17 protein-coding genes, 1 rRNA gene and 2 pseudogenes are annotated in these 25086 nt (G+C 56.8%); 10 read left to right on the top strand and 10 right to left on the bottom strand.

Features of this window, described 5'->3' with window-relative positions:
* Window positions 1-111: 111 nt before the first annotated feature.
* A 16S ribosomal RNA gene (locus CDUR_RS04180) occupies window positions 112-1654 on the bottom strand.
* A gap of 668 nt (window positions 1655-2322) precedes the next feature.
* Here CDUR_RS04180 and CDUR_RS04175 point away from each other — a divergent pair.
* The 4 genes from CDUR_RS04175 (at window position 2323) to CDUR_RS04160 (ending at window position 8619) form a co-directional block, all read left to right on the top strand.
* Window positions 2323-2454 carry a hypothetical protein gene (locus tag CDUR_RS04175; RefSeq protein WP_006063126.1) on the top strand — a complete coding sequence of 44 codons (132 nt, stop codon included), beginning with the start codon at window positions 2323-2325 and terminating at the stop codon, window positions 2452-2454.
* Window positions 2455-2533: 79 nt separating this feature from the next.
* Window positions 2534-5137: a multicopper oxidase domain-containing protein gene (locus CDUR_RS04170; protein WP_179417252.1), complete on the top strand. Its 2604-nt coding sequence runs from the start codon at window positions 2534-2536 to the stop codon at window positions 5135-5137.
* A 310-nt stretch (window positions 5138-5447) separates the two neighbouring features.
* On the top strand, window positions 5448-5825 hold the full coding sequence (locus CDUR_RS04165; RefSeq protein ID WP_179417251.1) for an AAA family ATPase: 378 nt from the start codon (window positions 5448-5450) through the stop codon (window positions 5823-5825).
* 1156 nt (window positions 5826-6981) lie between these two features.
* Window positions 6982-8619: a peptide chain release factor 3 gene (locus tag CDUR_RS04160; RefSeq protein WP_179417249.1), complete on the top strand. Its 1638-nt coding sequence runs from the start codon at window positions 6982-6984 to the stop codon at window positions 8617-8619.
* Here CDUR_RS04160 and CDUR_RS04155 read toward each other — a convergent pair.
* Window positions 8616-9308, bottom strand: a complete 693-nt coding sequence (locus CDUR_RS04155) for a DUF1648 domain-containing protein (RefSeq protein WP_179417248.1) — start codon at window positions 9306-9308, stop codon at window positions 8616-8618. The genes CDUR_RS04160 and CDUR_RS04155 overlap by 4 nt on opposite strands.
* Window positions 9305-10156, bottom strand: coding sequence for a CPBP family intramembrane glutamic endopeptidase (locus CDUR_RS04150; RefSeq protein WP_290208053.1), 852 nt, complete (start codon window positions 10154-10156; stop codon window positions 9305-9307). The genes CDUR_RS04155 and CDUR_RS04150 overlap by 4 nt, the downstream gene beginning before the upstream one ends.
* Before the next feature lie 565 nt (window positions 10157-10721).
* Here CDUR_RS04150 and CDUR_RS04145 point away from each other — a divergent pair.
* From CDUR_RS04145 to CDUR_RS04130, 4 genes are all read left to right on the top strand, one after another.
* Entirely contained in the window at window positions 10722-11420 is a 699-nt protein-coding gene (locus tag CDUR_RS04145; RefSeq protein ID WP_233452904.1) for a sensor histidine kinase, read from the top strand.
* A gap of 4 nt (window positions 11421-11424) precedes the next feature.
* Complete coding sequence (locus tag CDUR_RS04140) at window positions 11425-12021, top strand: response regulator transcription factor (protein ID WP_179417245.1); 597 nt, start codon at window positions 11425-11427, stop codon at window positions 12019-12021.
* Between the two features lie 124 nt (window positions 12022-12145).
* Window positions 12146-14455, top strand: coding sequence for an MMPL family transporter (locus tag CDUR_RS04135; protein WP_179417244.1), 2310 nt, complete (start codon window positions 12146-12148; stop codon window positions 14453-14455).
* Window positions 14455-15042 carry a TetR/AcrR family transcriptional regulator gene (locus tag CDUR_RS04130; protein ID WP_179417243.1) on the top strand — a complete coding sequence of 196 codons (588 nt, stop codon included), beginning with the start codon at window positions 14455-14457 and terminating at the stop codon, window positions 15040-15042. Before CDUR_RS04135 ends, CDUR_RS04130 begins: the two co-directional genes overlap by 1 nt.
* Before the next feature lie 5 nt (window positions 15043-15047).
* Here the strand turns inward: CDUR_RS04130 and CDUR_RS04125 are convergent, their stop codons facing one another.
* Entirely contained in the window at window positions 15048-16412 is a 1365-nt protein-coding gene (locus CDUR_RS04125) for an alpha/beta hydrolase (RefSeq protein WP_290208052.1), read from the bottom strand.
* Window positions 16413-16513: 101 nt separating this feature from the next.
* On the opposite strand from CDUR_RS04125, the gene CDUR_RS04120 reads away from it, so the two are divergent.
* Window positions 16514-17794: a DUF6882 domain-containing protein gene (locus tag CDUR_RS04120; protein ID WP_179417241.1), complete on the top strand. Its 1281-nt coding sequence runs from the start codon at window positions 16514-16516 to the stop codon at window positions 17792-17794.
* Window positions 17795-17801: 7 nt separating this feature from the next.
* Window positions 17802-18530, top strand: coding sequence for a nicotinamide mononucleotide transporter family protein (locus CDUR_RS04115; RefSeq protein WP_179417240.1), 729 nt, complete (start codon window positions 17802-17804; stop codon window positions 18528-18530).
* Between the two features lie 520 nt (window positions 18531-19050).
* Here the strand turns inward: CDUR_RS04115 and CDUR_RS04110 are convergent.
* The 6 genes and pseudogenes from CDUR_RS04110 to rsmA form a co-directional block, all read right to left on the bottom strand.
* Window positions 19051-20094: an enoyl-CoA hydratase/isomerase family protein gene (locus CDUR_RS04110; protein ID WP_006063143.1), complete on the bottom strand. Its 1044-nt coding sequence runs from the start codon at window positions 20092-20094 to the stop codon at window positions 19051-19053.
* Window positions 20095-20133: 39 nt separating this feature from the next.
* Entirely contained in the window at window positions 20134-21051 is a 918-nt protein-coding gene (ppk2, locus tag CDUR_RS04105) for a polyphosphate kinase 2 (protein ID WP_179417239.1), read from the bottom strand.
* A gap of 85 nt (window positions 21052-21136) precedes the next feature.
* On the bottom strand, window positions 21137-21460 hold the full coding sequence (locus CDUR_RS04100; protein ID WP_179417238.1) for a putative quinol monooxygenase: 324 nt from the start codon (window positions 21458-21460) through the stop codon (window positions 21137-21139).
* A gap of 69 nt (window positions 21461-21529) precedes the next feature.
* Window positions 21530-23308, bottom strand: coding sequence for an ABC-F family ATP-binding cassette domain-containing protein (locus CDUR_RS04095; RefSeq protein ID WP_179417237.1), 1779 nt, complete (start codon window positions 23306-23308; stop codon window positions 21530-21532).
* A gap of 8 nt (window positions 23309-23316) precedes the next feature.
* A pseudogene (locus CDUR_RS04090) lies at window positions 23317-24207 on the bottom strand (4-(cytidine 5'-diphospho)-2-C-methyl-D-erythritol kinase); the annotation flags it as partial.
* Between the two features lie 15 nt (window positions 24208-24222).
* Window positions 24223-25083 (bottom strand): annotated as a pseudogene (gene rsmA, locus CDUR_RS04085) (16S rRNA (adenine(1518)-N(6)/adenine(1519)-N(6))-dimethyltransferase RsmA); the annotation flags it as partial.
* Between the last annotated feature and the right edge of the window lie 3 nt (window positions 25084-25086).

The raw sequence follows: 25086 nt of genomic DNA, 5'->3' as shown, positions 1-25086 counted from the left end.
GATCACCAGCAGACAAGGACGTAAAATTCCACACATTTATTATGTGGGACACCCAACAGCCACACCAAGCACCACACCCCCTATTGGATACACACCACATATTCTCCCTAGAAAGGAGGTGATCCAGCCGCACCTTCCGGTACGGCTACCTTGTTACGACTTCGTCCCAATCGCCAATCCCACCTTCGACCACTCCCCCCACCACAAGTGGTGGTTAGGCCATGGGCTTCGGGTGTTACCAACTTTCATGACGTGACGGGCGGTGTGTACAAGGCCCGGGAACGTATTCACCGCAGCGTTGCTGATCTGCGATTACTAGCGACTCCGACTTCATGGGGTCGAGTTGCAGACCCCAATCCGAACTGAGGCCGGCTTTCAGAGATTAGCTTCACTTCACAGTGTCGCAACCCGTTGTACCGACCATTGTAGCATGTGTGAAGCCCTGGGTATAAAGGGCATGATGATTTGACGTCATCCCCACCTTCCTCCGAGTTGACCCCGGCAGTTTCTCATGAGTCCCCACCAAAGTTGTGCTGGCAACATAAGACAAGGGTTGCGCTCGTTGCGGGACTTAACCCAACATCTCACGACACGAGCTGACGACAACCATGCACCACCTGTGCACCAACCACAAGGGAGGACGTATCTCTACGCCGATCTGGTGCATGTCAAACCCAGGTAAGGTTCTTCGCGTTGCATCGAATTAATCCACATGCTCCGCCGCTTGTGCGGGCCCCCGTCAATTCCTTTGAGTTTTAGCCTTGCGGCCGTACTCCCCAGGCGGGGCGCTTAATGCGTTAGCTACGGCACAGACTGCAAACACACAGCCCACACCTAGCGCCCACCGTTTACAGCATGGACTACCAGGGTATCTAATCCTGTTCGCTCCCCATGCTTTCGCTCCTCAGCGTCAGTAACTGCCCAGTAACCTGCCTTCGCCATCGGTGTTCCTCCTGATATCTGCGCATTTCACCGCTACACCAGGAATTCCAGTTACCCCTACAGCACTCTAGTCGTGCCCGTATCGCCTGCACGCCCGGAGTTAAGCCCCGGAATTTCACAGACGACGCGACACACCACCTACGAGCTCTTTACGCCCAGTAAATCCGGACAACGCTTGCACCCTACGTATTACCGCGGCTGCTGGCACGTAGTTAGCCGGTGCTTCTTCTCCACGGTACCGTCACCCACCAGGTGGGCTTCGTCCCGGGCGAAAGGAGTTTACAACCCGAAGGCCTTCCATCCCCCACGCGGCGTCGCTGCATCAGGCTTGCGCCCATTGTGCAATATTCCCCACTGCTGCCTCCCGTAGGAGTCTGGGCCGTGTCTCAGTCCCAATGTGGCCGTCCACCCTCTCAGGCCGGCTACCCGTCGCCGCCTTGGTAGGCCATTACCCCACCAACAAGCTGATAGGCCGCGGGCTCATCCCACACCGCACAAGGCTTTCCACCATGACCCCTACGCCATGGTCGTATGTGGTATTAGACCCAGTTTCCCAGGCTTATCCCACAGTGCGGGGCAGATCACCCACGTGTTACTCACCCGTTCGCCACTCGAGTACCCACCACCAAGGTGGCAGGCCTTTCCGTTCGACTTGCATGTGTTAAGCACGCCGCCAGCGTTCGTCCTGAGCCAGGATCAAACTCTCCAACCACAACACACACTGCGCATACCGCACAAATGCGTGTGTCGTGCACAAAAACAAAAACAAAATAAATAGTGTTTCAAGCGTGTATCTCTTCAACAAGAGCAACACACCCCCACCACAGGGTCGGGGTGTGCGACACCCACACAACAACACTAACAACACTAGTGTGTGGGTGTGTGTAGTACTTGGTACGCTATTGAGTTCTCACACAACAAAAAAATAAGCATCCACCAACCCCTGGAGCACACGCGTGTGTGCTGGGGTTTTGCTTCGGGGACCTGATATAAGTTACCCACCGTGTGGGGGTTTGGCAAACCCCCAGCACAACACAGGTTTTTGCTAGCGGTTGTGGTGGTGGGTTGGTGTCATACAGAATGTCGTGCAGGGTGGTTTCACGGTGGGTGTGTGGTGCGATGAACAGCACCAACCACAACACATCAACCGCTTCTACTAACAGGTCTCATCCATCGCTGAAGCCCGAAGACCTGTCGACAAGATTGAACGGTTGGCGAACAACATTCTCGGCAATGAGGTCGCATTATCAAAACTTGCAATACGATGCTGGATGGTTTCGCATTCGGTGGGGATGTCGCGGCGTCGTTAGGCATTAACATCAAGCACATGCGCGTGATCTTGTTAGGTTTATCGGCTTGGCCATACCACACCTGCGCAGAATGCACCGACACCTTATTCGCATCGCCGCCCCATTCGGTGGCATTTTGCTGTTGTGTGCCACCATGATAGACGCGTACTACCGCCCTCTTTCCTACGGCGAACGCCAACACGTGCACATTGCACAGACATAAGAGTAGGAAACAGCTTATATTATAGTCCCCGTCACATCCGTATTCATCGGGAGTCATCATAGCGACTACGCTCAGAGGAATGAGTGCTAAAGGGAAATGGGATCGCCGTTCTTGGCATCGTAAGGCCGGACGTCCGGTCTCACTGTGGCTAGGAGCCATTGTCGTCGCCGGATTGGTCCACCAGCTTCTTCCCAATTCACGCTGGGTACTCATTCATCTGTTTACCCTCGGCGCGGTCACGAATTCGATTGTGGTGTGGTCACAGCACTTTACGGAAAAGTTCCTACACGCTCCTGCCCCCGACGAGGCACGCCCGTGGCAGTTGCGCCGAATATACGCCCTGAACCTAGGCATTGTGGTGACTGTAGTGGGCCAACTGACTACTTTCTGGCAGGTCACCACCATGGGTGCGGCTATTGTTGGTCTAATTCTTGCGTGGCATGCAATTGCTCTGGCCAGACAGTATCGGCAGCACAATGAGCAGCAGCGTTACGCGCCTGTGGTGTTGGCGTACGTTGCTAGCGCCTGTTGCATGCCTTTCGGCGCGACGGCTGGGGCGCTGCTTGCGGCGGGCGTCGGTACGCCCTGGTATGACCGCCTGAAACTGGCGCACCTGGCCATTAATATTCTTGGTTTTTTGGGTTTTGCTGCGGTGGGGTCGCTGGCCATATTGTTCCCCACCATCTGGCGCACGCGCGCAGGCACAGACCGCATGGGCCAGGTGTTGTCGTTGACTATGGTTGGCCTGTTGACCATCGTGATTGGGTCACTTCTGGGGTTGGGGCAGATCGCGGGCGCGGGCTTGCTGATCTATTGCGGCGGCTGGATTATTGCCGCCTTCCCCTGGGCAAACAACGTCCGCACCGTACTGCAGGAGCCGCGAGACCGTGTGACTTTTGCCAGCGTGTCCGTCGCGGCCGCACCATTGTGGCTGATCGGTTCGCTGTTGTATCTGGCCATTCAGGCCATTGATGCGGATACACACGTCGCACACGTGAACCTGCCAACCCTATCCTTGCTGGTGGGATTTGCGGCACAACTGCTCATTGGCGTCATGAGTTTCCTCCTGCCCTCCACTATCGGCGGCGGCCCCGGAGCGAGCCGAGCTGGCCTGCAAACCCTCGACCGCGCTGGACTCTTCCGCTCCACACTGTTGAACGTGGGACTAGCGCTGTGGCTTCTCTCCCCTTCCGAGCGGGTCACGAGCGTCGTATCCGTGCTGGCCCTGGCAAGTTTGGCCGCGTTTATCCCCCTGGTAGCTATGTCCGTCCGCGCTCAGCGCGCCGTACTAATGAAGCGTGTCGACGCCCCGAAAGCCCGCTCCGCTCCAGCCTACAGCCAGGTCACCGCCGCACTAGCTGTGCTGGCGCTGGTGGCTGGCACGCTAGGTGGCGGTTTCGGTTCTGGCGATGGCGGAAATTCTGATGGTTCTTCGAACACCGTTGCCGCGACAGGTGAAACAACGCGAGTGACAGTGTCCGCGAAAGGAATGTCGTTCGAGCCGAACGTTATTCGCGTTCCTGCTGGTAATCGCCTAGAAATCACGCTGGTGAATAACGACAATCAAATTCACGACCTAAAAGTTGCCAGCGGTGCCGAAACCGGGCGACTCGGTTCAGGCGAGCAGGCCACCATTGATGCAGGTGTGATCGGTAAGGAAATGGAAGGATGGTGCACCATCCCTGGGCACCGTCAACAGGGCATGACGCTCACCATTGTGCCTGATCAGGCTGGAAGTGGCGGGCATAGCGGCTCTGGGAATCACAATGGGCATGGTGGACATGGCGGGCAACACCAGCAACATTCTGGGCAGAATAGTCAGAATGCTGCGCCGCTGGAGCAGGCCAACTGGCGCAATCCCGAACTAGCGCCCCGAGAAGACACAGATATTCACCGCGTGACACTGGATGTGCAGGAAATCAGCGGACCAGTGCGTGGAGTGGAACGGGGCTGGTGGACGTTCAATGGACGCCCCATGGGGCCGACGTTGCGGGGCAAAGTTGGTGACGTATTTGAAGTGACACTGAAAAACAGCGGCACTATCAGCCACTCCCTTGATTTTCATGCCGGGATGGTCTCGCCGGACGAACCGATGCGGTCCATTGCCCCAGGTGAAGAACTTGTGTATCGCTTTACCGCCGAGCACGCAGGCATCTGGCTCTACCACTGCGGAACCGCGCCAGTAAGCATGCACATTGCGTCTGGAATGTTCGGTGCCGTGGTTATTGACCCCCCTGACCTGGCTCCCGTTGACCACGAATACTTACTTGTGCAGTCCGAGGTCTATGGGCTAGAAGGCACTTCCGATACTCCCGTTGACTCCGAAAAACTAGCGGCTGGAGTTCCTGATGCGGTGGTGTTCAACGGCATTGAAAACCAATATGTAGATAATCAGATACAGGTAAAAGCGGGCGAATCGACACGATTCTGGCTGCTCAACGCTGGACCAAACTTGTCCGAGGCATTCCATATTGTAGGAACGCAATTCCACACCTCGTACAAGGAAGGTGCCTACCTACTCCGAGATTCCGAAAACCAAGGCGGCTCACAGGCGCTGGATCTGCTTGCCGCACAAGGCGGGTTTGTCGAGACGCGCTTCCTCGAAGCAGGGACCTACACCATGGTCAACCACCAATTCATCGACGCCGAGCGCGGGGCAATGGGGAAAGTCAAAGTGGAGTAGACGGCGTGCAACGCTGGGGTAAGCCCGTACTTGCTTCTTCTGGAAGCGGTACGGGCTTTAACGATTGCGAAATCCCCTCGATGGCCTAGCAGATATCAGGTTCCTGACTGAGCAGAAAAGCCATGAACAGCATCCAAACGCGGCCACAAAGTATCATGGATCACATTTTTACCGTTCAGGAAACCTTTACGCACCAAACAGCATCCAAGCCACTACAGCACTTGACGACGCCAAACATGATTGGCTTAGAGGTGCCATTTTCAACCCAAAATCAATAAACGCAATCAAAGTATAATCAAAGGATCGGGTAATGAATGTCAATATGACAAAAGAATTCTCCTCAACACTTTTGGAAATGCAAAGAGGGCGAAATCTCTTAATTACAGGACGCGAAGGAACAGGAAAATCGGCCCTACTTTGCACATTCATCAACGAGTATTCCCGCGGAAGAAACTGCCTCATTATAGCACCCACCGAAGATGCAGCATCAAAAGTTGGTGGTATGACAATCGGTGAAGTATTCGGTTTTTCACAAAGCGAACCCGTCAATACCACGAGATCATACCGCCAGACGCCCAATGAAGAATATACAGAGATCCTAGAATCGTTAGACATTCTAATTATAGACGAAATTTCCATGGTAAGAGCTGATCATTTTGACATGATCAACACTGCCCTCACGGAATAGCAATCCCTTTGGGGGCGTACAGCTAATTCTTGCGGGGCATATACTTCAACGGCCACCAACCCTTCGCGGCAATGAACTAGAATTTTTTACCGGATATCCATGGAATAGCCCTTACTTTTTTAGCGCACACTGCTACCCATTACTGGAACTATATAAAATCGAGTTAACAACAACATGGCAACAGAAAAACAATGATTCCATTGACGACATACACTCGATCTGCGATGAGCTAAATGCCTGCACTAACATTAATAAAAATACTCACATTTTAGACTCTACTATTCAAGATGAGGATAATAACGAAAAAACACTAGATCACCCGAGCTATCTAAAATATGCACATCACCAGCCCATATCCACAGCGGCGCATAACAAGGTAATGGATACACTATTTGGCCACTTGGGGAAATCGTTCTCACGAACAAGCCCTCTTATTACTTCAGAATCCATTGAACAACTTCTCCATGGCCCCTCCGCCTGGATATGCAGGGACAGAATAGATTTCCTTGATAGGATTTCTCAAGGCAGCAATCCGTTTAAAATAGAGAAGCAAAGCAACAAAAGTTACTTCCCAAAGATGATAATTAGTCTCATACTATGGTTTGCAGCATTTACGATCATTACCTCAAGTCCCACAATGAAATACGGTACGCTTATTATCGCTTCCGAAGCATTTTTCATAATATACACACCACTTACCTTTATCTACGCGCTTTACACAATATCTCGCATGGATAAGTGTCCGGAGTGGAATATAAAGAAATCACTCGCCAAGATCGAACGTGAACTAGGTGGCCCCGTAGATGAAAAACTTGCCATATTCTATATAGACATTAACTATATCTCTCCCCTACATCAAGTATCTTGAGGTCCATGCAATGGCTGTATGCTGATGCCTCCATCAATAATATGCCGCTTTCCCCGAAGCAATGGCGAGAACTCACAACAGCAGCTTTACAGTCAGCCGATATTTATCTTCAAACGAGAGATATAGAACCGGCAAGAATACTCAGCGAGCAAATTAAAGTTTTCCGCCCCTATGGTGGACATTTCGGTTAGCGGTGCCACGTACCAGCTTTGCCATGATGGCAACAATGCCGTTGCTTTGCCAGCAGTAAGTTAAGTTTTTTGGCTTGACCCGCTATCCTTATACCTTATGAATTCTCCGCTCTCTTCCGAGGCCGCCCGCCGGCGTACGTTCGCTGTGATTGCCCACCCTGACGCTGGTAAATCCACGTTGACGGAGGCGCTTGCGCTACACGCGCATGTGATCGCGGAGGCTGGCGCCGTGCACGGTAAAGCTGGTCGTAAGGCTACTGTGTCAGACTGGATGGAGATGGAGAAGGACCGCGGCATTTCCATCGCCTCATCAGCGCTGCAGTTTGAGTACGCCCCGGAAGGCCATCAAGGCGAACCGTACATGATTAACCTGGTGGATACTCCTGGTCACGCAGATTTTTCAGAGGACACCTACCGCGTGCTCACTGCCGTGGATGCTGCAGTCATGCTTATCGACGGCGCGAAAGGCTTGGAGCCACAAACCCTCAAGCTGTTCCGCGTATGTAAGGCACGTGGATTGCCGATTGTCACTGTGGTGAACAAGTGGGATCGCCCCGGAAAGTCACCTTTAGAGCTGGTGGACGAGATTGTCACGGAGATTGGGCTGCAGCCCACTCCCCTATATTGGCCGGTCGGCGAGGCTGGTGATTTCCGGGGTCTTGCCAAGCTGAGTGATGAGGGCGAACCGCAAGAGTACATTCACTTCATTCGCACCGCCGGCGGTTCTACCATCGCGCCCGAGGAGCATTACACACCTGAACAGGCGCTTGATAAGGAAGCCGATACCTGGGAAACCGCCGCCGAGGAGACGGAACTACTGGCCGCCGACGGCGCGGTGCACGACCAGGAGCTATTTCTTGACTGCACCACCTCCCCCATGATTTTCGCTTCGGCAATGTTGAACTTTGGCGTACATCAAATTTTGGACACTTTGTGCGAATTGGCACCCGCACCGGGCGCACGTGCGGGTGATCAGGCGGCAGTCGCGGCGTCGCAAAGCGCCATGGACAATGGCCGTGAACCGGGTGACGAGTTTTCGGGTGTGGTGTTTAAGGTACAAGCGGGGATGGATAAAAATCACCGCGATTCGCTAGCGTTTATGCGGGTGGTGTCGGGCGAATTTGAGCGCGGAATGCAGGTGACGCATGCACAGTCGGGGCGATCATTTTCTACGAAATATGCGCTCACGGTGTTTGGTCGCACAAGATCAACGGTAGAAACTGCCTACCCGGGCGACATTGTTGGTTTGGTAAACGCAGGTTCGCTCGCCCCCGGCGATACAATTTACACCGGAAAAAAGGTTCAATTCCCGCCGATGCCGCAATTCGCGCCCGAGCATTTTCGCACCTTGCGCGCAAAAAGCCTGGGTAAATACAAGCAGTTCCGTAAAGCGCTGGAACAGCTGGATTCGGAAGGCGTGGTTCAGGTGCTCAAAAACGATGCGCGTGGCGACGCCGCGCCCGTCATGGCCGCCGTTGGCCCCATGCAGTTTGAAGTAATGCAGGCCCGCATGGATAACGAATACAACGTAGAAACAATCGCCGAGCCGGTCCCCTATTCCGTGGCACGCCGCACCAATGCGGAAACCGCACCAGAATTAGCAAAACAACGTGGCGTGGAGATCTTCACCCGCACCGACGGCGAACTCATCGCTCTGTTTGGCGATAAATGGCGTTTGCAGTTCATTCAAAAAGAGCACCCCGAATTCTTCCTGGAAGCCCTGGTGGCTGATTAAGCAAAGGCGACAACGCAACCAATAACAAAGACAGGTATAAGAAGCATCGCCATAACCGCCCAGGCACTGGGCTTAGCTAAGTTCAGCGCCATGGTGTTAGCATCAAGTTCGATAAAAGTTCGAGAATCCCCCTCATCCCAATAGAACATTCCTCCCTTTAATGCTCGTGGTTTGTAGTTACTGGGTGGGTAGATGATATCTGCGTGACGACGTGCGCGTATATCAGCCGACACAGCCCACACCAGCACCGCTATAATAAAGGAAAGACAAAGATAAAGCTCCCACGTCTCAACAGTCCACACAAGAGCACGTGTGACCAGGAAAGATATTGCAGTGGTGACACTTAATGTGAAGAACCCCAGTGTTAACTGAGTTGTTTTGTTAATCAGAATCGTCCGCTGACGAGACACTGCATCTCTTTCTCTGCTGTTGTACGCGAAGAACTGAGAGTATCCAGCAAAACCGGCCCCTGCCGCGATCACAATGGCAGGACCTAGACCCACAAGAAAAAGAACAGTAGGGATAGTTTTTGGCGCTGCATTATCAACAGTGCCGTCCTGACCCCAGTGAAGCGGCAGAGGATCTGGAAGCTGAGGATAGTGGTACAACGCGACAGCAATGGCAATAACCATTACCGCGTGCGATGCCACATACCACCACAATGATCTCATAGGAAGAAGTCCCGTCATGCCAGATTTTCAAGAACTTTATACCGCCAGTTAACAATAATCCCCACGAGCACCCACAAAACGCCCAAGAGTGTCCACTGCAACGGCGATGATTCATTCGGTAGGAAGAACATGATAGTGCCGGAGATATGAAGACCACCATGAACACCTATCGCTGCCCAGACGGAATGAGAAGCAAGTCGCACTATGGCAGCGGCAAACGCAAATCCTAACGGCATGATGAGGTAGATGAAGCGTTCGACAAGATTTTGCTGACCACCTTGCGAGACGATATGTATGACCCCGAACGTCACCACACTGAGCGCAACAGCAAGTTTCGTGTTTCCCAGGGAAGGAATTAACCAGCCACGAAATATTATTTCTTCGGGGATAGCTTGCAAAAGGAATCCAAGCCCAAAGGAGAGAATCATATTTGCCCACCATGTATCACCCGATGAGTCTTCTGGAATTCCTTTTACTCCAGCAAGATGTGCGATCCCCATAGTAATGGCAAAAATAATGCACGCCACAGCAATCATAGAGAAGAACCACAACACCCCACGACTAGTAAGGCGTAAGTCCACAATGGAAAATGGCATCTTGTCTAGATAACGACATAAAAACCATACAGACGCGCATGTAACTAGTGTGGTTAACGTGACGCAGATCAGCGTTACAACGCAGAACAGCGCTATGCTTGCGTTTCCGTGGCCAACAGCCTGCCTTCGGGCAGCCTTAACCCAGGGAATTAATAGAGGCAGCGTTGAGGAAAGATCAGCTACCACGAGGATCACAACAGCAAGAATAGGCCTTAAAATGATACTAGGTAGCCTCAAAGACTGATGAGATACGTGATGTGAGGTTGCCATGCTCTCAGCGTCTCACAGTACAACCCGGGTCGATAGTGCCGTGAGTCATCAAAACTCGTGACCCACGTCATGGGTACACGCATGTCGTCGCTGTTAAGATTATTTTATGACGCTAAATTATCGGTCACCGGGGTTGTATCTTGTTGCCTTTTCTTTAATATCTTCTATTCTGATATGCATCGAACCACTATGCTTTCCAGATAGATACTCTCCGCTTATATATTTTTATGCACAAATACGAATTGTCGTCGCGATAATATTAGTAGCCATCGATGCACTTCTCCTTTATTATTGGTCAAAGAATCCACGTAATAAGTTACTTGCTACCGCCACAGCAAGCATTAACCTCATCTTGTCCTTCGTCGGAGATGACACCATTGCATCAGGCACTATGGCCGTCGCACTATGGATTGTGCTTCGCTCTTTTAGTATGCGCATCTGTTTGATCATTGTTGCTGCATGCGTTGTAACAGCCCCCATTCCCCACATTTTTAGACATGCGTCAGCAATAGAGTTGTTCTGGCATGCATTCGCAATGTTCGTCCTGTCGGTACTCTTTTTACTATTGGCCTGGCTTCTAACCTCTTTTGAAGAAAGCGGCGAGCGTGAACGGAAACTTGCGGTAGCGGCGGCCGTCGATAATGAGCGAAGTGAGGCGGCGCGCATGCTTCATGACGGCATTGGGCAGCAGCTTGTGGCGATCACCATGTCTTTTGATGTGGCGAAGGCCCTGAAAACCACAAAAGAGCACGATGCCTGGATGGAGGTTGATCACGCTCACACGGTAGCTACGCAAGCGCTGAGGGATCTGCGTCGATGGGTGCGCGCGTTGGATCCACCGCCCGCGCCGGTCCCCGAGGACAGCATGCAATTAGTCACCGTCTTGGAGTCACTATCGCAGGCATTTGCCAGCACTGGCCTGGAGTTTTACATTCAAGGCCCGCAGGCGAAGCATCATTTGGGGGCTACTGCCGGTGAGATTTTCCAGGTCACTGCCAGGGAGGGCCTGTCCAACGCCCTGCGACACGGGCACCCGGATGCGCTGCAGTTCACTTTGAAATGCACAGATGATGCAGCCACTCTCACGGTGGAGGACTTTTCTACCTCACTGCAGCGCTCAATTCCAGCGGAGTCTAAGGATGAGGGCTACGGCCTGCGGTCGCTGCGGGAACGCGCCGAGCAAGCGGGCGGAATGCTTCACGCCGAACCCACCACCGAGGGCTTTTTTCTGGGCGTATCCCTGCCGCTGACGGAAAGTGTGTGACCCCATGATTCGTGTGCTTATTGTCGACGACCAGCAACTTCTTCGCCGCGGCCTGAAACTTCTGCTTGCGCAGTCTCCTGAAATCCAGGTGGTGACCACCTGTGCATCGGCCGCAGAAACCCTGGTCAGCCTGCACAACAGCGAGGTTGATGTGGTGCTCGCGGATGCCGTGATGCCTGGCATGGATGGCCCCGAGCTGGTGGAACAGTGCCACACGTTGTGGCCATCGCTGCCGGTGATCATTCTGACCACGTTTGACGACGCCACGATTGTCCGGCGTTCCATTAAGGCCGGGGCCGCTGGCTTTTTACTCAAAGACGTCTCCCCCACCACGCTTGCGGAGGCAATCACCGCCGCCTATGACGGCCACCCTTATGTGGATCCACGGGTAGCGCACTTGCTCGCTCTTCCTAGCCGATTCGCGGGGCTGACCCCCACCGAGAAAACCGTGGCGGAGCTGGTGGGCCAGGGACTATCTAACAGGGAGATAGCAGCGGAACTTCACCTCGCGGAAGGCACAGTGAAGAATCACATTTCGGCACTGCTACGCAAGACCCAGGTACCTGACCGCACGCGGCTTGCACTGCATTTTCACACCTAAAAGCGCCCCCACCAATCGCCCCACCAAATTATTGCGTTAGTTGTGCATTTTTGCATTCACCGTGTAACATTCGGGGTTGTTTAACTGTCTTCAACACCCAATCCCCGTTACGAGGTGATCTTTTATGGCGCAGCTGCTCTACAGACTCGGTAGATTGACCTACCTGAACCGCTGGAAAACGCTGGTGGTGTGGCTCCTACTCATCGCAGGCATGGCAGCCGCAGCGGCAAACCTGTCACAACCGCTGTCCAATAACTTCACTATCCCCGGCCTGGAATCCATTGAAGCCCAAGACGAAATCAAAGAACGCTTCAACACATCCGACGATGCCCTCACCGCCCCCACCGCAAAGGTGATCGTGCAGGCACCAGAGGGGAAAACTCTGGAAGACTCCGATGTCAGTGCCGATGTAGACAAGCTGGTGACCAGCCTCAAAGATTCCGGAAAGCTGAAAGACACCGACGAGCTGGTCAATCCTGTCATGGCCGCCATGGGCATGAAGCAGCAGCTCACAGAGCAGAAAGCTGCGCAGGGCATCCCACAGGAACAAATCGACGCGGACCTGAAAGCCATCTCCCCGCTCAGCGAGGACAGGCGCACAGGCACCATTGACATCACCTTCGAGGCAGAGAAAGCAGGGGATGTCACCTCCGAACAGCGCAATGCCATTACCACCATCATTTCCAATGACAGCGGTAACCTCACCACCGCCTACTCCGGCAACGCCTTCCAAGACAGCGAATCCCTGGGAATGCAGAGTGAACTCATCGGCATCACCGTCGCCGCGGTAGTGCTGATCATCACGTTCGGTTCCCTTGTCGCAGCAGGTCTTCCACTGCTCACCGCCGTGGTGGGCGTGGCATTCGGCTTGATGGGTGTTACCGCCGCCACCGGCTTCACCGACTCCATCAACAGCATGACCCCGACCCTGGCCTCCATGATTGGTCTGGCCGTGGGCATCGACTACGCGCTGTTCATCCTCTCTCGTTTCCGCAGCGAACTCATTGACCACATCAACGGGCACGACCTCACGCCCAAGCAGCTCAGCACCCGCCTTCGCGAAATCAGCAGAGAAGACCGCGCTCACCTCGCGGGCTTGGCGGTAGGCAAAGCCGGTTCCGCCGTGGTGTTCGCTGGGTTGACCGTGCTCATCGCGCTGGCGGCGCTCACCATTGTGAACATTTCCTTCCTGTCGGCCATGGCCCTGGCCGCCGCCGCGACCGTCGCCGTCGCCGTCCTCGTGGCCATCACCCTGCTGCCCGCCATCCTCGGCCTGGTGGGAACCCGCGTCTTCTCTGTCACCGCACCGTTTGTCACGGCACCAGATCCTGAGCAAGAAAAGCCCACTATGGGTCTACGCTGGATCCGTCAGGTCCGCTCCCAGCCACTCGTCTTCCTTGGCGCTGGTGCACTCGTCCTGATCCTGCTGGCCATTCCCGCCATGAACCTGCGCCTATCCATGCCCACCGACGGTGTCACCGAACCCGGCTCCCCCCGCCGCGTCGCCTACGAAATGACCGAAGACGCTTTCGGCCCCGGCCGCAACAGCCCCATGATCGCCGTGGTCGAAGCCACCTCCAGGCCGGAGGATCAGCGCATGCAGAGCTTTGGCGCGGCCGTCGAAAAGCTGCAGGGAACCGACGGCGTAACCAACGCACAGATCATTGCACTTAACGACGCCCAGGACACCGCACAGGTCCTGATCACCCCCGAGTACGGTGCCACCGATGAACGCACCAGCGACCTGCTGCACGACCTGCGCAACAACGCCGACAACTACAAGATCACCGGTGTCGGCCCCATGTTCGAGGACATCTCCCAGCGGCTTAACGACGCCCTGCTCCCCTACCTCGCCGTCGTACTCAGCCTCGCATTCGTTCTGCTCATGCTGGTCTTCCGTTCTATCTGGGTGCCGCTGATTGCCACCCTCGGATTTGCACTCACCGTGGCGGCAACTTTCGGACTTACCGTGCTCATCTGGCAGCAGGGTTTCGCTGGACTGGTCAGCGACCCGCAGCCGCTCATCAGCTTCCTCCCCATCATGCTGGTCGGCATCGTCTTCGGCCTGGCCATGGACTACCAAGTTTTCCTGGTCAGTCGTATGAGAGAAGGCTACGTACACGGCAAAACCGCAGGCAACGCCGTGGCCAACGGCTTCAAGCACGGCGCGCGCGTGGTCACAGCCGCAGCGCTCATCATGATCAGCGTGTTCGCCGCCTTCATGCTCATTGACGAAAAATTCATTGTGGTCATGGGCTTCGCCCTAGCCGTCGCGGTATTTTTCGATGCCTTCATCGTTCGCATGACCATTATCCCCGCAACGATGTTCCTCCTTGACGACCGCGCCTGGAGACTTCCCCGGTGGCTAGACCGTATGATTCCTCATGTAGACATTGAAGGCGAATCGCTCACCAGAAAGGCACCTGTGCACTAATGTGTGGTCTCCGGGAGAGGAAAAAGCAACAAACCCGCGAACGCATAGCCGCAGCGGCGGTGGCGCTCCTGTCCGAAGAAGGGGACGAACACGCCACCGTCGCTAGGATTTCAGAACAGGCCGGGGTCTCCCCCCGCACTTTCCATAACTATTTTTCGCGCCGGGACGATGCGTTTTTCTTTTTCTTTGAAACGTTGGTGAACCGCTGGCTGCAGGAAATCACCGACGCCCCCGCAGACGAAGCACCAATTGACCTGCTCAAGCGCATCATCTTCGCGCAAGTAAGCCTCGCCGATGATGACCCCTATTCGGCGAAAAACGTCATGTACTTGCTTGATCACACGTCAGCCTCGTTGGGGCGGGACCTAAATGAGCGGGCACAGGGCTTGTTCCTGCAACTGGGCAACGCTCTCTACGAACGGTACGGCGGCGAGCTGGACTGCATTGACGCCCACATCATCACCATCTTGTCGTTCCTTTCTGGAGGGCTTGCCCTAAAAATTGGTGATATTGCCCCCTACAAGGAAGTACTGCATGCCGTGTTCGACATTCTGGACCACGGCATCAACGGGACACCGTCCTCTTAGTGTTTTTAGTCTTCGGAGGATAACACCGAGTCAGAAGACAGCAGGTCGTTGGTGGTTAATGCCGATGACCCACCAGTGATTTCACCATCGGTGTCCATATCTGGGACACTGCCGCCGTCAAGCCCAAATCCGCGGGCCATGATGGGCCAGAAGCGGTGCAGCGCATCCTGCCAGTATCCCCAGGAGTGCGTTCCGGTGAGCCGGAAATCCCAGGAAATATTGTCACGGATCCCCAGGCTGTCTGTCCGCGATTTGAGCAGGTGGTTGCAGTAATTTGCGGCCGCTTCGATCTGGAAGCCCGCGGTTCGGCGATCTTTCTTCTCCCATTCTTTCGGCGCGTTGGGGCCATTCATGTCGTTGATGCCATATGTGCCGGAAGCAGAGAAAACGTACAGGTTGGGTTGGTCCGCCAGTTTTTCGGCGTTGATGTACACGTCGTTGTACCGAGACTGCGGAGAGTTCATCGGCCCCCACGGATCGTCCGGCTCAGCGGGAGCGTTGTAGATGGTGGCGGCTACGGTGCGGCGCCCCACCCAGGAGTTTGTCAGCCCGCAACCAGAGAGGGAACCCACCGAGTCATACAATCCTGGCTGGTGGGTGGCGTAAATAAGTGCGGTCGCCCCGGACATGGACATGCCGATGAGGCTGCGTTTCCCGTTGGCACCAATTGCCTTTTCTAGTGGCTCTGGCAGCTCGTGGGTGAGAAAGGTCTCCCACATTTGTTTTCCGCCCTGGGCGGGCAGTTCTGTTTCCCAGTCGGAGTACAGGCTGTACGCACCAAGCATGGGCATAATGACGTGGACATTGCGCTCCCGCATGTAGTCCACCATGTCGGTGCGGGTGATCCAGTTGTTCTCGCCTTGGCCACCGTCGCCACCACCGAGTGCATAGAGCACGGGCCTAGGTTGCGAGGTGTCTTTGGCGGGTATCCACACTAGCGGAATGGTGCGCCCCATTGACGGGGAGTAGGCGTTGATCTGCCGGATTTTTGTGCCATCTACTTTTGCCCATTCCCGCAGCCTGGCCAGCACTTCTGGATTCATATCGATGGTGGCTGTAGGCAGGTGACTGCGACCAGCAGGAAACATAGGGTTGGTCTCTTGCGGCTCTTGGGAGCTGTAGAGCTCGAAAGTGGTGTTGTCACTGGATCCACCTCGGGTCAGCAGGGATCCGAGCTTAGGAATTTTATGAAAAGGCCCTTGCGCACGGGGGAGATCATTGTCTGCGGGGTTCTTCACAATGGTCGGATCCATGCCATAGTCGTAAGTTTTTTCTTGGGAATTTGCAGGGGTAATCCCAAGCAATACACAGGTGATAGCAATCAGCGATGCCGCCATCTTCATACAGCTAGATGCGTTTTTTACGCCCATATGCAGTCCAGTCTCTCTTGTATTATGACCACCAATGTAGGAATGGTGCAGTATAAGTTCTAAGATTGATACTCAGAGAACAATTTTATTTAGGAGTCTCAATGGTAGATTATCTCAGCCCACAAACTATCACCGACGTCGTTGCAGACGGTATTTTCGCCCAAGCAGAATACGACTCCGATTTCAACAGCAACCTCGGCAGCATCGCCCACGTCGATGTGGAAAGTGCTGGTGACAGCTTCGTTGTGCACTTCAAGCCCACATTCGGCTCGATCTTTACCGCCAACGCCGAGCAGGTTGCAGTGCTGAACTCTGCGCAGGGCATGCTGCACTGGACGTCGCCACGCGCTCATCAAGCCCACACCAGCTTCAACATTCCTGAGTTCGAGGGCGATGTCCCCTACTCCCCCTCGCTGTTCGCCGCAGCCCGCACACTGCACGGCAACCGCCCTGCCCTCTACGCACCGCAACGCAACGGCGAAACCCCCGTCCTGGTTCTCGACACGCCACCACCCACCCCCAACTCCCGGCGCGCCCTCACCCACGGCATCCCCTACCTACTGCCCACCATGGACATCCGCCGTGCACTACGCGCCTACGCCGCCGCCACCGGTCTAGGAATTTACGAAACTGACACCACCATTAGCTTCAGCGACGGCACCGACCTCACCCTAGAAGACAACCTGATTAAGTGCATTTCCGGGGATTTCAGCCTCGACGACTTCCGCGCCGATGCCTTCTACTTCAACGTTGAGCAGCAACTGCTTTTCGACGCCCTGTACCCCAACTCCCCCGCCACCCCTACCGCCCAGTTCGACCCGGTGACCAGTCTGCTCACCTTGTTCTCCCAGTTTGAGGCGGGCAGGCCCGCACTGACCGTGCACGCCATGGTGCTGGCAACAGTACGCGACGACACCTGGACCTGGGCGTGGGCGAGCAACCTGCCCCCGCACCTGCAGCAGGCCAGCCTGAAGCTCCGTGAAACCGGCGCGCATCTGGGCATTCCCGCTTTCCTTTACCCGCAGCTTCCCGTCTCGCTTGCCGAATCCTGGGGTGTACTCACCGCCGTCAAACCGCCCCTGCAGCGCTGGATCCACACCGCTGTTCCCCTCGGCGACGGGACCACTGCCGTTTTGCTTTTCGACCACCCCGAGCTGCGGCTCCCCACAGCAACGACCGACGCCCTCCACGCCACCCTTCAGACACCTCTACCCGCAGAGCTGGATGCCCGCCAGGCGGTGCGCTCTTACGCGCGGCTGCGTGGGGTGAATTCCTCCTTCGACCAGCTGGAAGAACACGCCATTGTGCACGCCCCCGAAGCACCTATACATGTGACTTTTGACGGGGATCATCATCTGCTGCACACTGAGCTGCCTGTATGATAAACCGGTGAATCCAGCAACGCAGCTACTCGACGCCACCCTCGTGATCGGTGGTGCGCCCATCCTCTGGCGTGAAATCATCGGCAACGTCTTCGGCTTGGCCAGCGCCTACGGCGGTATGAAACGCGTGGTCTGGGCGTGGCCCATCGGAATTGTGGGAAACCTGCTGCTACTCACCGTCTTCCTGGGTGGGGTGTTCAACACGCCTCAAAACCTGGATCTCTACGGCCAGGCTGGGCGGCAAGTCATGTTCATGATTGTCAGCGCCTACGGCTGGTATCAATGGTCAGCCGCACGACGCCGTGGCCTGCGCGAATGCCAAGACACAGACCCGTCGCGATCCATTGTCAGCACACCCGCCGAAGACTCCGTCGCTGTGCAGCCCCGCTGGGCACGCCCCCGCGAACGTGTCGGCATGGTTACCTTTTTGATTGTGGGCACCCTGGTGTTCGCTGGGGTGTTCACTGCGCTGGGCTCGTGGGGTCCCTGGGCCGACGCCTGGATTTTCACCGGCTCCATCCTGGCGACATACGGCATGGCGCGTGGCTGGACGGAATTCTGGCTCGTTTGGATTGGCGTGGACATTGTCGGGGTGCCACTTCTCCTCGCCGGAGGCTTTTACCCCTCAGCTGTGCTGTACATCGTCTATGCATTCTTTGTTCTCTGGGGCTTCGGCGTATGGCTGCGCGTGCAACGGCGAGGCGCGGGAGTGGCGGTGGCATCAGCGCGGACCTAATGTCCTCCGGCGTGCAGCGGTTATTCCGAAAAGCCCACGTCATTGCCATAAAACATGCTTCGAACCCATGGAAACGAGCAAGGTCGATGATGGTGCGCGGAATGCTGGTCACCGTCGCTCGCTGACCAGTGATTCGGTGTCCCTGAGGCAATCTTCCCCGAAAGCGCATGCCCACTTCCTGCGGTCTCACTCGTCCTTGAGTCACGTAGTACTCCACCGGAGCATCATCGACTATGTACACCCACATTCCCCAAAGAGCAGCCGCTGAGATTCCGGCCAGAATGTGCGTCCCGCTCGCACCGACCGCCAACACGCTTAGACGGTGCCGCTCCCAGGGTGGTGCCTCGGCAAACACCCCCATAGGCACATATGCCCCAGGGGCCAATTTCAGGTACTCACCCGATCGACGTTTTCTACTGAGCTGTTGCCACTCCGCAGCCGAAAGCCCCCGAGAAAAAACCAGCCCACTTATCTCCTCCACAAAATCCCCCCGAAAGCCCGAACCCCGAAAACCTACAACTTAGGACAAAATCGTACGATACGTGCGCACGTCTACGTCCTTGTAATCAGATGGGGTGAACTCGGCATCGCGGGTTTTGTCGACGAGCACAGCGCGCACGCCTTCCGGGAAATTGGGTTCCCGCCGAAGCTCCGAGCCAATGGCGTTTTCGTTTTCCAGAGCCACGCGCAAGGACGAAACCTCAAGGTTGGCGTTGAAAAGTTCGACGGTAGCAACCACGGAACTTGGATTGGCGTCGCGCATCAAACCGTGCACCAGCTCCACAAATTCCGCGTTAGCGCACTCCGACAATGCTGCGGAAATATCCGCCCAGGTGGGGTGCCCGAAGCACTCTTCGATCTCGGGGAGCCATACCGCCAGTTCGGACTCCCCGGTAGGTTGGGTGCTGAAGCGTTCGAGGGCGTCGTCAAGCGATTCGGCGATGACAGTGTCCATGAATTCGCCGAGGTCTTCGGAGGGTACGTAGTCCGTGGCCAGGCCGCTCCAGAGCATGTCGGCAGGGCTGAATCGCCAGCCGGTGAGTAGCGCAAAACTCGCAAGCGCGGGTATGGGGCGGCCGGGTTCGCCGACCATGCGCGCCATCATCCAGGTCATGCCGACGTCGGGGCTGAAGCCGATAACCATTTCCGGCATGGCGGCGAGTGCGTTTTCTGTGATCACGCGGTGCGAGCCGTGCGCGGATATACCCAAGCCGCCGCCCATGGCAACCCCGTCGATGAGTGCGACCACGGGTTTCGGGAAGTTGGCCAGCGCGTTGTTCATCTCGTATTCGTCGAGGAAGAACTTGTCGCCGGCCTTGTAGGAACCGCCGGTGATTTCCTCACGAACCAGCCTGACATCGCCACCGGCGCAGAACGCTTTCGGCGAGCTGGAATAGATGATCACGCGGTGCACGTCCGGGTCGTCGGCCCATTTCTCCAGGGCGTCCGTAATCAGGTCCACCATTCGGGGGTTGAGGGAGTTCAGGGCTTTGGGGCGGTTCAGCTCAAGCAGCCCTGTGCTATTGCGGACGGAAACATTGACTGGACACACACTCATACTCATAGTGTCGCACAACACTTTTTAGTCCGCTATAGATATGCGTTACTTTTTGCGTTTCTTGTGCCCCTTCTTACCCCGTTTGCCCTCGCGCTTCTCGACGCCCGCGTTTTCCACACGTCGCCTCTCCAGATGCTCCGCCACGTCTGGAACATAGCGGAAATCCGACCGAGGTGGGCGTTCGTAGTCCTGAGTAGACACCGGACGCTCCGGGATCTCCGGCAGGGGGCGGTTAATCTTCTCGTACGGAATCGTGGACAGTAGGTGATTGATCACATTAATGCGGGAGCGCTTCTTGTCCTCCGACTCCACGATGTACCACGGCGCCGATGGAATATCCGTGTGGATAAACATCTCGTCCTTCGCCCGGGAGTAGTCCTCCCAGCGGGTAATCGACTGCAAATCCATGGGCGACAGTTTCCACCGCCGCAGCGGATCCTCCCGGCGCGAGGTAAACCTGCGAACTTGCTCTTCATCTGACACGGAGAACCAGTATTTCCGCAGCATAATGCCGTCTTCGGTGAGAAGCCGTTCAAAAATCGGGGCCTGGTGCAAAAATCGCCGATACTCCTGCGACGTGCAGAAACCCATGACGCGTTCCACCCCGGCGCGGTTGTACCACGAGCGGTCAAAAATAACGATCTCCCCGGCCGTGGGCAGTTTTTCCACGTACCGCTGAAAGTACCACTGCCCCTGTTCCCGGGAACTGGGCGCGGGCAGGGCCTCAATGCGGCAGGTTCGGGGGTTCAAGTACTGTGTGATGCGTTTAATGGCGGAGCCTTTGCCCGCAGCATCCCGGCCTTCCATGATGACCACGATGCGCGCCCCGGTTTCCACCACCCATTGTTGCATGTCCACCAGTTCTGCCTGGAGGCGTTTCAGCTCTTCCTCGTAAGCTTGTTTCTCAAGCTTCGGCGGCTTTGTGGAACTTTTGGAACTGCGTTTTAGGTCACTGTTTCCCATAGGGTTAGCGTACTACCCAGGTAGGACATCGGGTGTGGCGGGGGCTGCCCCTCCGCGCTCCCGATGACACCCCTGAGCTGCCGCGTTAGTTGACCTTAAACTCCGCCATTTCGTCCCACTCCGTCTTACCGGGAATGAGCGTATTGATGATGGTCGGGGTTTCCACCAGCAAGGTCGGGAACAACTCGGTGGCTTTCTTGAAATGCTCGGAGTTCACGTGCGCCTCCGCCGCGTCATCCTGGAAGCCCTCTACCAGCACGTATTCGTCAGGACGGTCGGTGGAGCGGTACCACTCGTAGAACAGGCAACCCGGCTCGGCGCGGGTGGCATTGGTAAATTCGGCGGCCTCATCGCGGAACGTCTCAACATACTCTGGACGGACTTTGAACTTCACGTTGATCAAAATCATGCCGCCAAGTATAGCGAGGTCGCGCTGAAGCACCAGGCCCGATTAACGACGCCCCGACTTCCGTCCCACTTATCCCTCCAGCTGCTCCCCCAGCTCCATCCATTCCATTTCCAGGGTTTCTATCTCGTCGCGAACACCGGCTAGTTCGGTATTCAGTTCGTTGAGGGCATCCATGTCAGTGGCCACCTCGGCCATTTTCGCGGTGATGCCCTGCTCGCGTTCCTGGAGTTTAGTGATTTTGCGTTCCAGCGACGTCATGGCCTTGCGGGTTTTGTGGTCGGCGGCCGCATCGCGCTTCTTTTCGGCCACCGCAGCGCTACCACCACCAGCAATGACGCCAGAACCAGCCATGTCCCGCCGCCTGCGCAGATATTCATCAATACCGCCGGGAAGATTGGTCAAGTGACCGTCCCCAAATAACGCCCAGGTGGAGTCGCAGATGCGCTCGATGAGGTAGCGGTCGTGGGAAATGACCACCAGTGTTCCAGGCCAGGAATCCAGGAGGGATTCCAGTTCTTGCAGAGTGTCAATGTCCAGGTCATTGGTCGGTTCGTCGAGCAGCAGCACATTGGGTTCGGCCATCAGCACGCGGGTAAGTTGCAGGCGTCGGCGCTCACCACCGGAAAGGTCACCGACGGGCGTGCGCTGGCGTTTCGCGGAAAAACCCAATCGCTCCGCCAGCTGGGAGGCGCTGAGTTCCTTCTTTCCGAACTGTACGTAGGAGGCGACGGATTCCACGGCGTCGAGAAGCCGCATGGTGGGGTCTAGGTCGTCGAGTTCCTGGCGCAACCACCCGAGCCGCACGGTTTTCCCTTCGATGCGGCGGCCCGTACCGAGGGCGTATTCCCCTGCCAGCACGCGCAGAAGTGTGGTTTTACCGGAGCCGTTGACGCCTACGAGGCCGATGCGTTCGCCGGGGGCAAGCCGCCAAGTCAGGTCGCACACGAGGTCGCGACCGTCGGGCGTGGCAATATAGGCATCCTCCAGCTCAATAACCACTTTCCCCTGGCGCTGTTTAGAAAAGGCCATGAGCTCCACGGTGTCGCGGGGTGCCGGGACGTCGGCAATGAGTGCTTCGGCGGCTTCGATGCGGTAGCGCGGTTTCGAGGTGCGGGCGGGGGCACCGCGCCGCAGCCACGCGAGTTCCTTGCGCGCCAGGTTTCGACGCCGCTGCTCCACCGCGTCGGCCTGCCGCGCACGTTCGGCCCGCGCGTACACCCAGTCGTTGTAGCCACCCTCGTAGGTGTCCACCCTGCCGTCGTGCACCTCCCACGTGCGGGTGGCCACGGTGTCCAGGAACCAGCGGTCGTGCGTGACCACCACCAGCGCCGCCTTAGTTTTCAGCAGGTAGTCGGCCAGCCACTGCACCCCTTCCACGTCGAGGTGGTTGGTCGGTTCGTCCAGCACCAGCAAATCCAATTCCTGCACCAACGCCGCCGCAAGGTTGGTGCGCCGCCGCTCCCCACCGGACAGCTGCCCTACTTTGCTATCCAACCCGAGTTCGGTGATCCCCAGGCCGTCCAGCACGTCACGCACGCTGCTTTTCGACGCCCACTCGAACGTCTCCACCCCCAAAGGCTTCAGCATGACGTCGGCCACCGTGTCCTCTGGATTCAGGTTGGCTTCTTGCGTAACCATCGCCACCCTGATGTCGTTCATCAGGGAGACGCGTCCCTCATCAGGCTGCTCCTGGCCGGTGAGCACCTTCAGCAGGGTGGATTTGCCGCCGCCGTTCAACCCGACCACGCCGATGCGGTCGCCGGTCTGCACGCCCAGGCTCACCCCATCAAGCAGGGTTTTCAAACCAAAGGACTTAGAGACGTTTTCTACGCTGACAAGATTAGCCACAGTACTGTTTAGCTTTCGTTGGTGATCAGATGCGCCCCGGCGACGGGGCCGTAAGTGGTGTAGATGGCATCGGCAACTTTTTCTGCGCGAAGCCTAGCCGCAACCTGCTCCGCATGTGTCGCATCCCTACACAAAAACGCGCAGGTGGGGCCGGAACCGGACACGATGCCATTCAGCGCCCCGGCCTGGATTCCGGCGTCCAGAATATCCTGCAAACCGGGCCGCAGTGCCACGGCCGCCGCCTGCAAATCGTTGGCCAGATGCGGGGCGACCTGTTCCGGGTCACCAGTGAGCAAGGCGCTCGCCAGCGCATCAACCGCCCCAGCGCGCGGCAGTTCGGGGTTGGTGTCCCGAAGTTCATCCAGCGTGGCGAACACTGTGGGTGTGGAAAGTCCCTCCGAACTCACCGCCAGTACCCAGTGGTACTCCCCAGAGGTGGGCAGTGGTTCCAGCTTCTCACCGCGTCCTGTTCCCAGCATCGTGCCACCATGCAGGGTGAAGGGCACATCGGAACCCAGCTGCGCCGCGATCTCCTCCAGCTGCGTATTATCCAGCCCGTTCAGCACCGCCATGATACGCAGCATGGCGGCGGAATCGGCAGACCCGCCCGCCATGCCACCAGCCACGGGAATGCCTTTATCAATGTGCACATTCAGCGCCTGGGACACCCCCGCGAGTTCAGCAGCCTTCCACACCAGGTTGCTGCTATCGGTGGGCACTTTGTCCGCGTCGGCACCGGCTACCGAGAGCGACGCGACCCCTGCAGTCCCCTCACAAACACTCACGCTCATGCGGTCGGCCAGCGCCAGCGACTGAAACACCGTGGTCAGCTCGTGGTACCCGTCCGGCCGCGCATCCCCCACACCCAGGTGCAGGTTCACCTTTCCATGCGCCACGGCCTCGTGCCGCATGAAGCCCGCCAGTCGCACAAAATCATCCACGCCTAGCTTCTCCCCGCGCAGGGTTGGATCAATCCCGGCACGCACCAGCGCCTCCTCAGCGCGTGACGACGCCCCGAACACGCCCGCAAGTGCCGCCCTCAGGGTTTTGCGGCGCTGGGCAAACGCGGCGTCGATAAGCGTGAACGCGGAGTCCTTCACACCGTCTGGCCACGGTGACGGCTGGAAACGGTCGATGCGCACCAGTCCGGATTCGATCTTCGGCGCGGGCCAAAACACATTCTTGCCCACCGCCCCGGCGCGACGAACCTGACCGTAGAACGATGCCTTGACGCTGGGTACGCCGTAGACTTTCGAGCCGGGAGCGGCGGCGAGGCGGTCGGCCACCTCCGACTGCACCATCACCAGCACACGGGTGATGGTGGGGAACTCTTCAAGCAGGTGCAGCAGCACCGGCACCGAGACGTTGTAGGGCAGGTTGGCCACCAGCGCTGTGGGCATTGGTGCGCCAACATCGTCGACGTCCTGTCGGGTGACCTGCAACGCATCCTTCACGATCAACCGCAACTTGTGGGCGTGCTCGGGGGCACGCCAGGCAAGCGTGGCAGGAAGCTCCGCAGCAAGGCGTGGGTCGATCTCTACGGCCGTGACGTCCTGCACCGTATCGATCAACGCGAGGGTCAGCGACCCCAAACCAGGGCCAACCTCCAGCACATGATCCTGGGCGGTTACCTCTGCGGCGGCAACGATCCGGCGGACGGTGTTGGGATCATGAACGAAGTTCTGACCCAGCTTCTTTGTCGGCCGAATATCGAGCTTATCCGCCAGCTGCCTAATCTCCGCCGGCCCGAGCAACGCTGAAGTGTGGTTGACCATAGT

The sequence above is a fragment of the Corynebacterium durum genome (genome assembly GCF_030408675.1).
In the GTDB taxonomy this organism is placed as follows: Bacteria; Actinomycetota; Actinomycetes; order Mycobacteriales; family Mycobacteriaceae; genus Corynebacterium; species Corynebacterium durum.
This window is presented reverse-complemented; position numbering and strand designations above follow the sequence as displayed.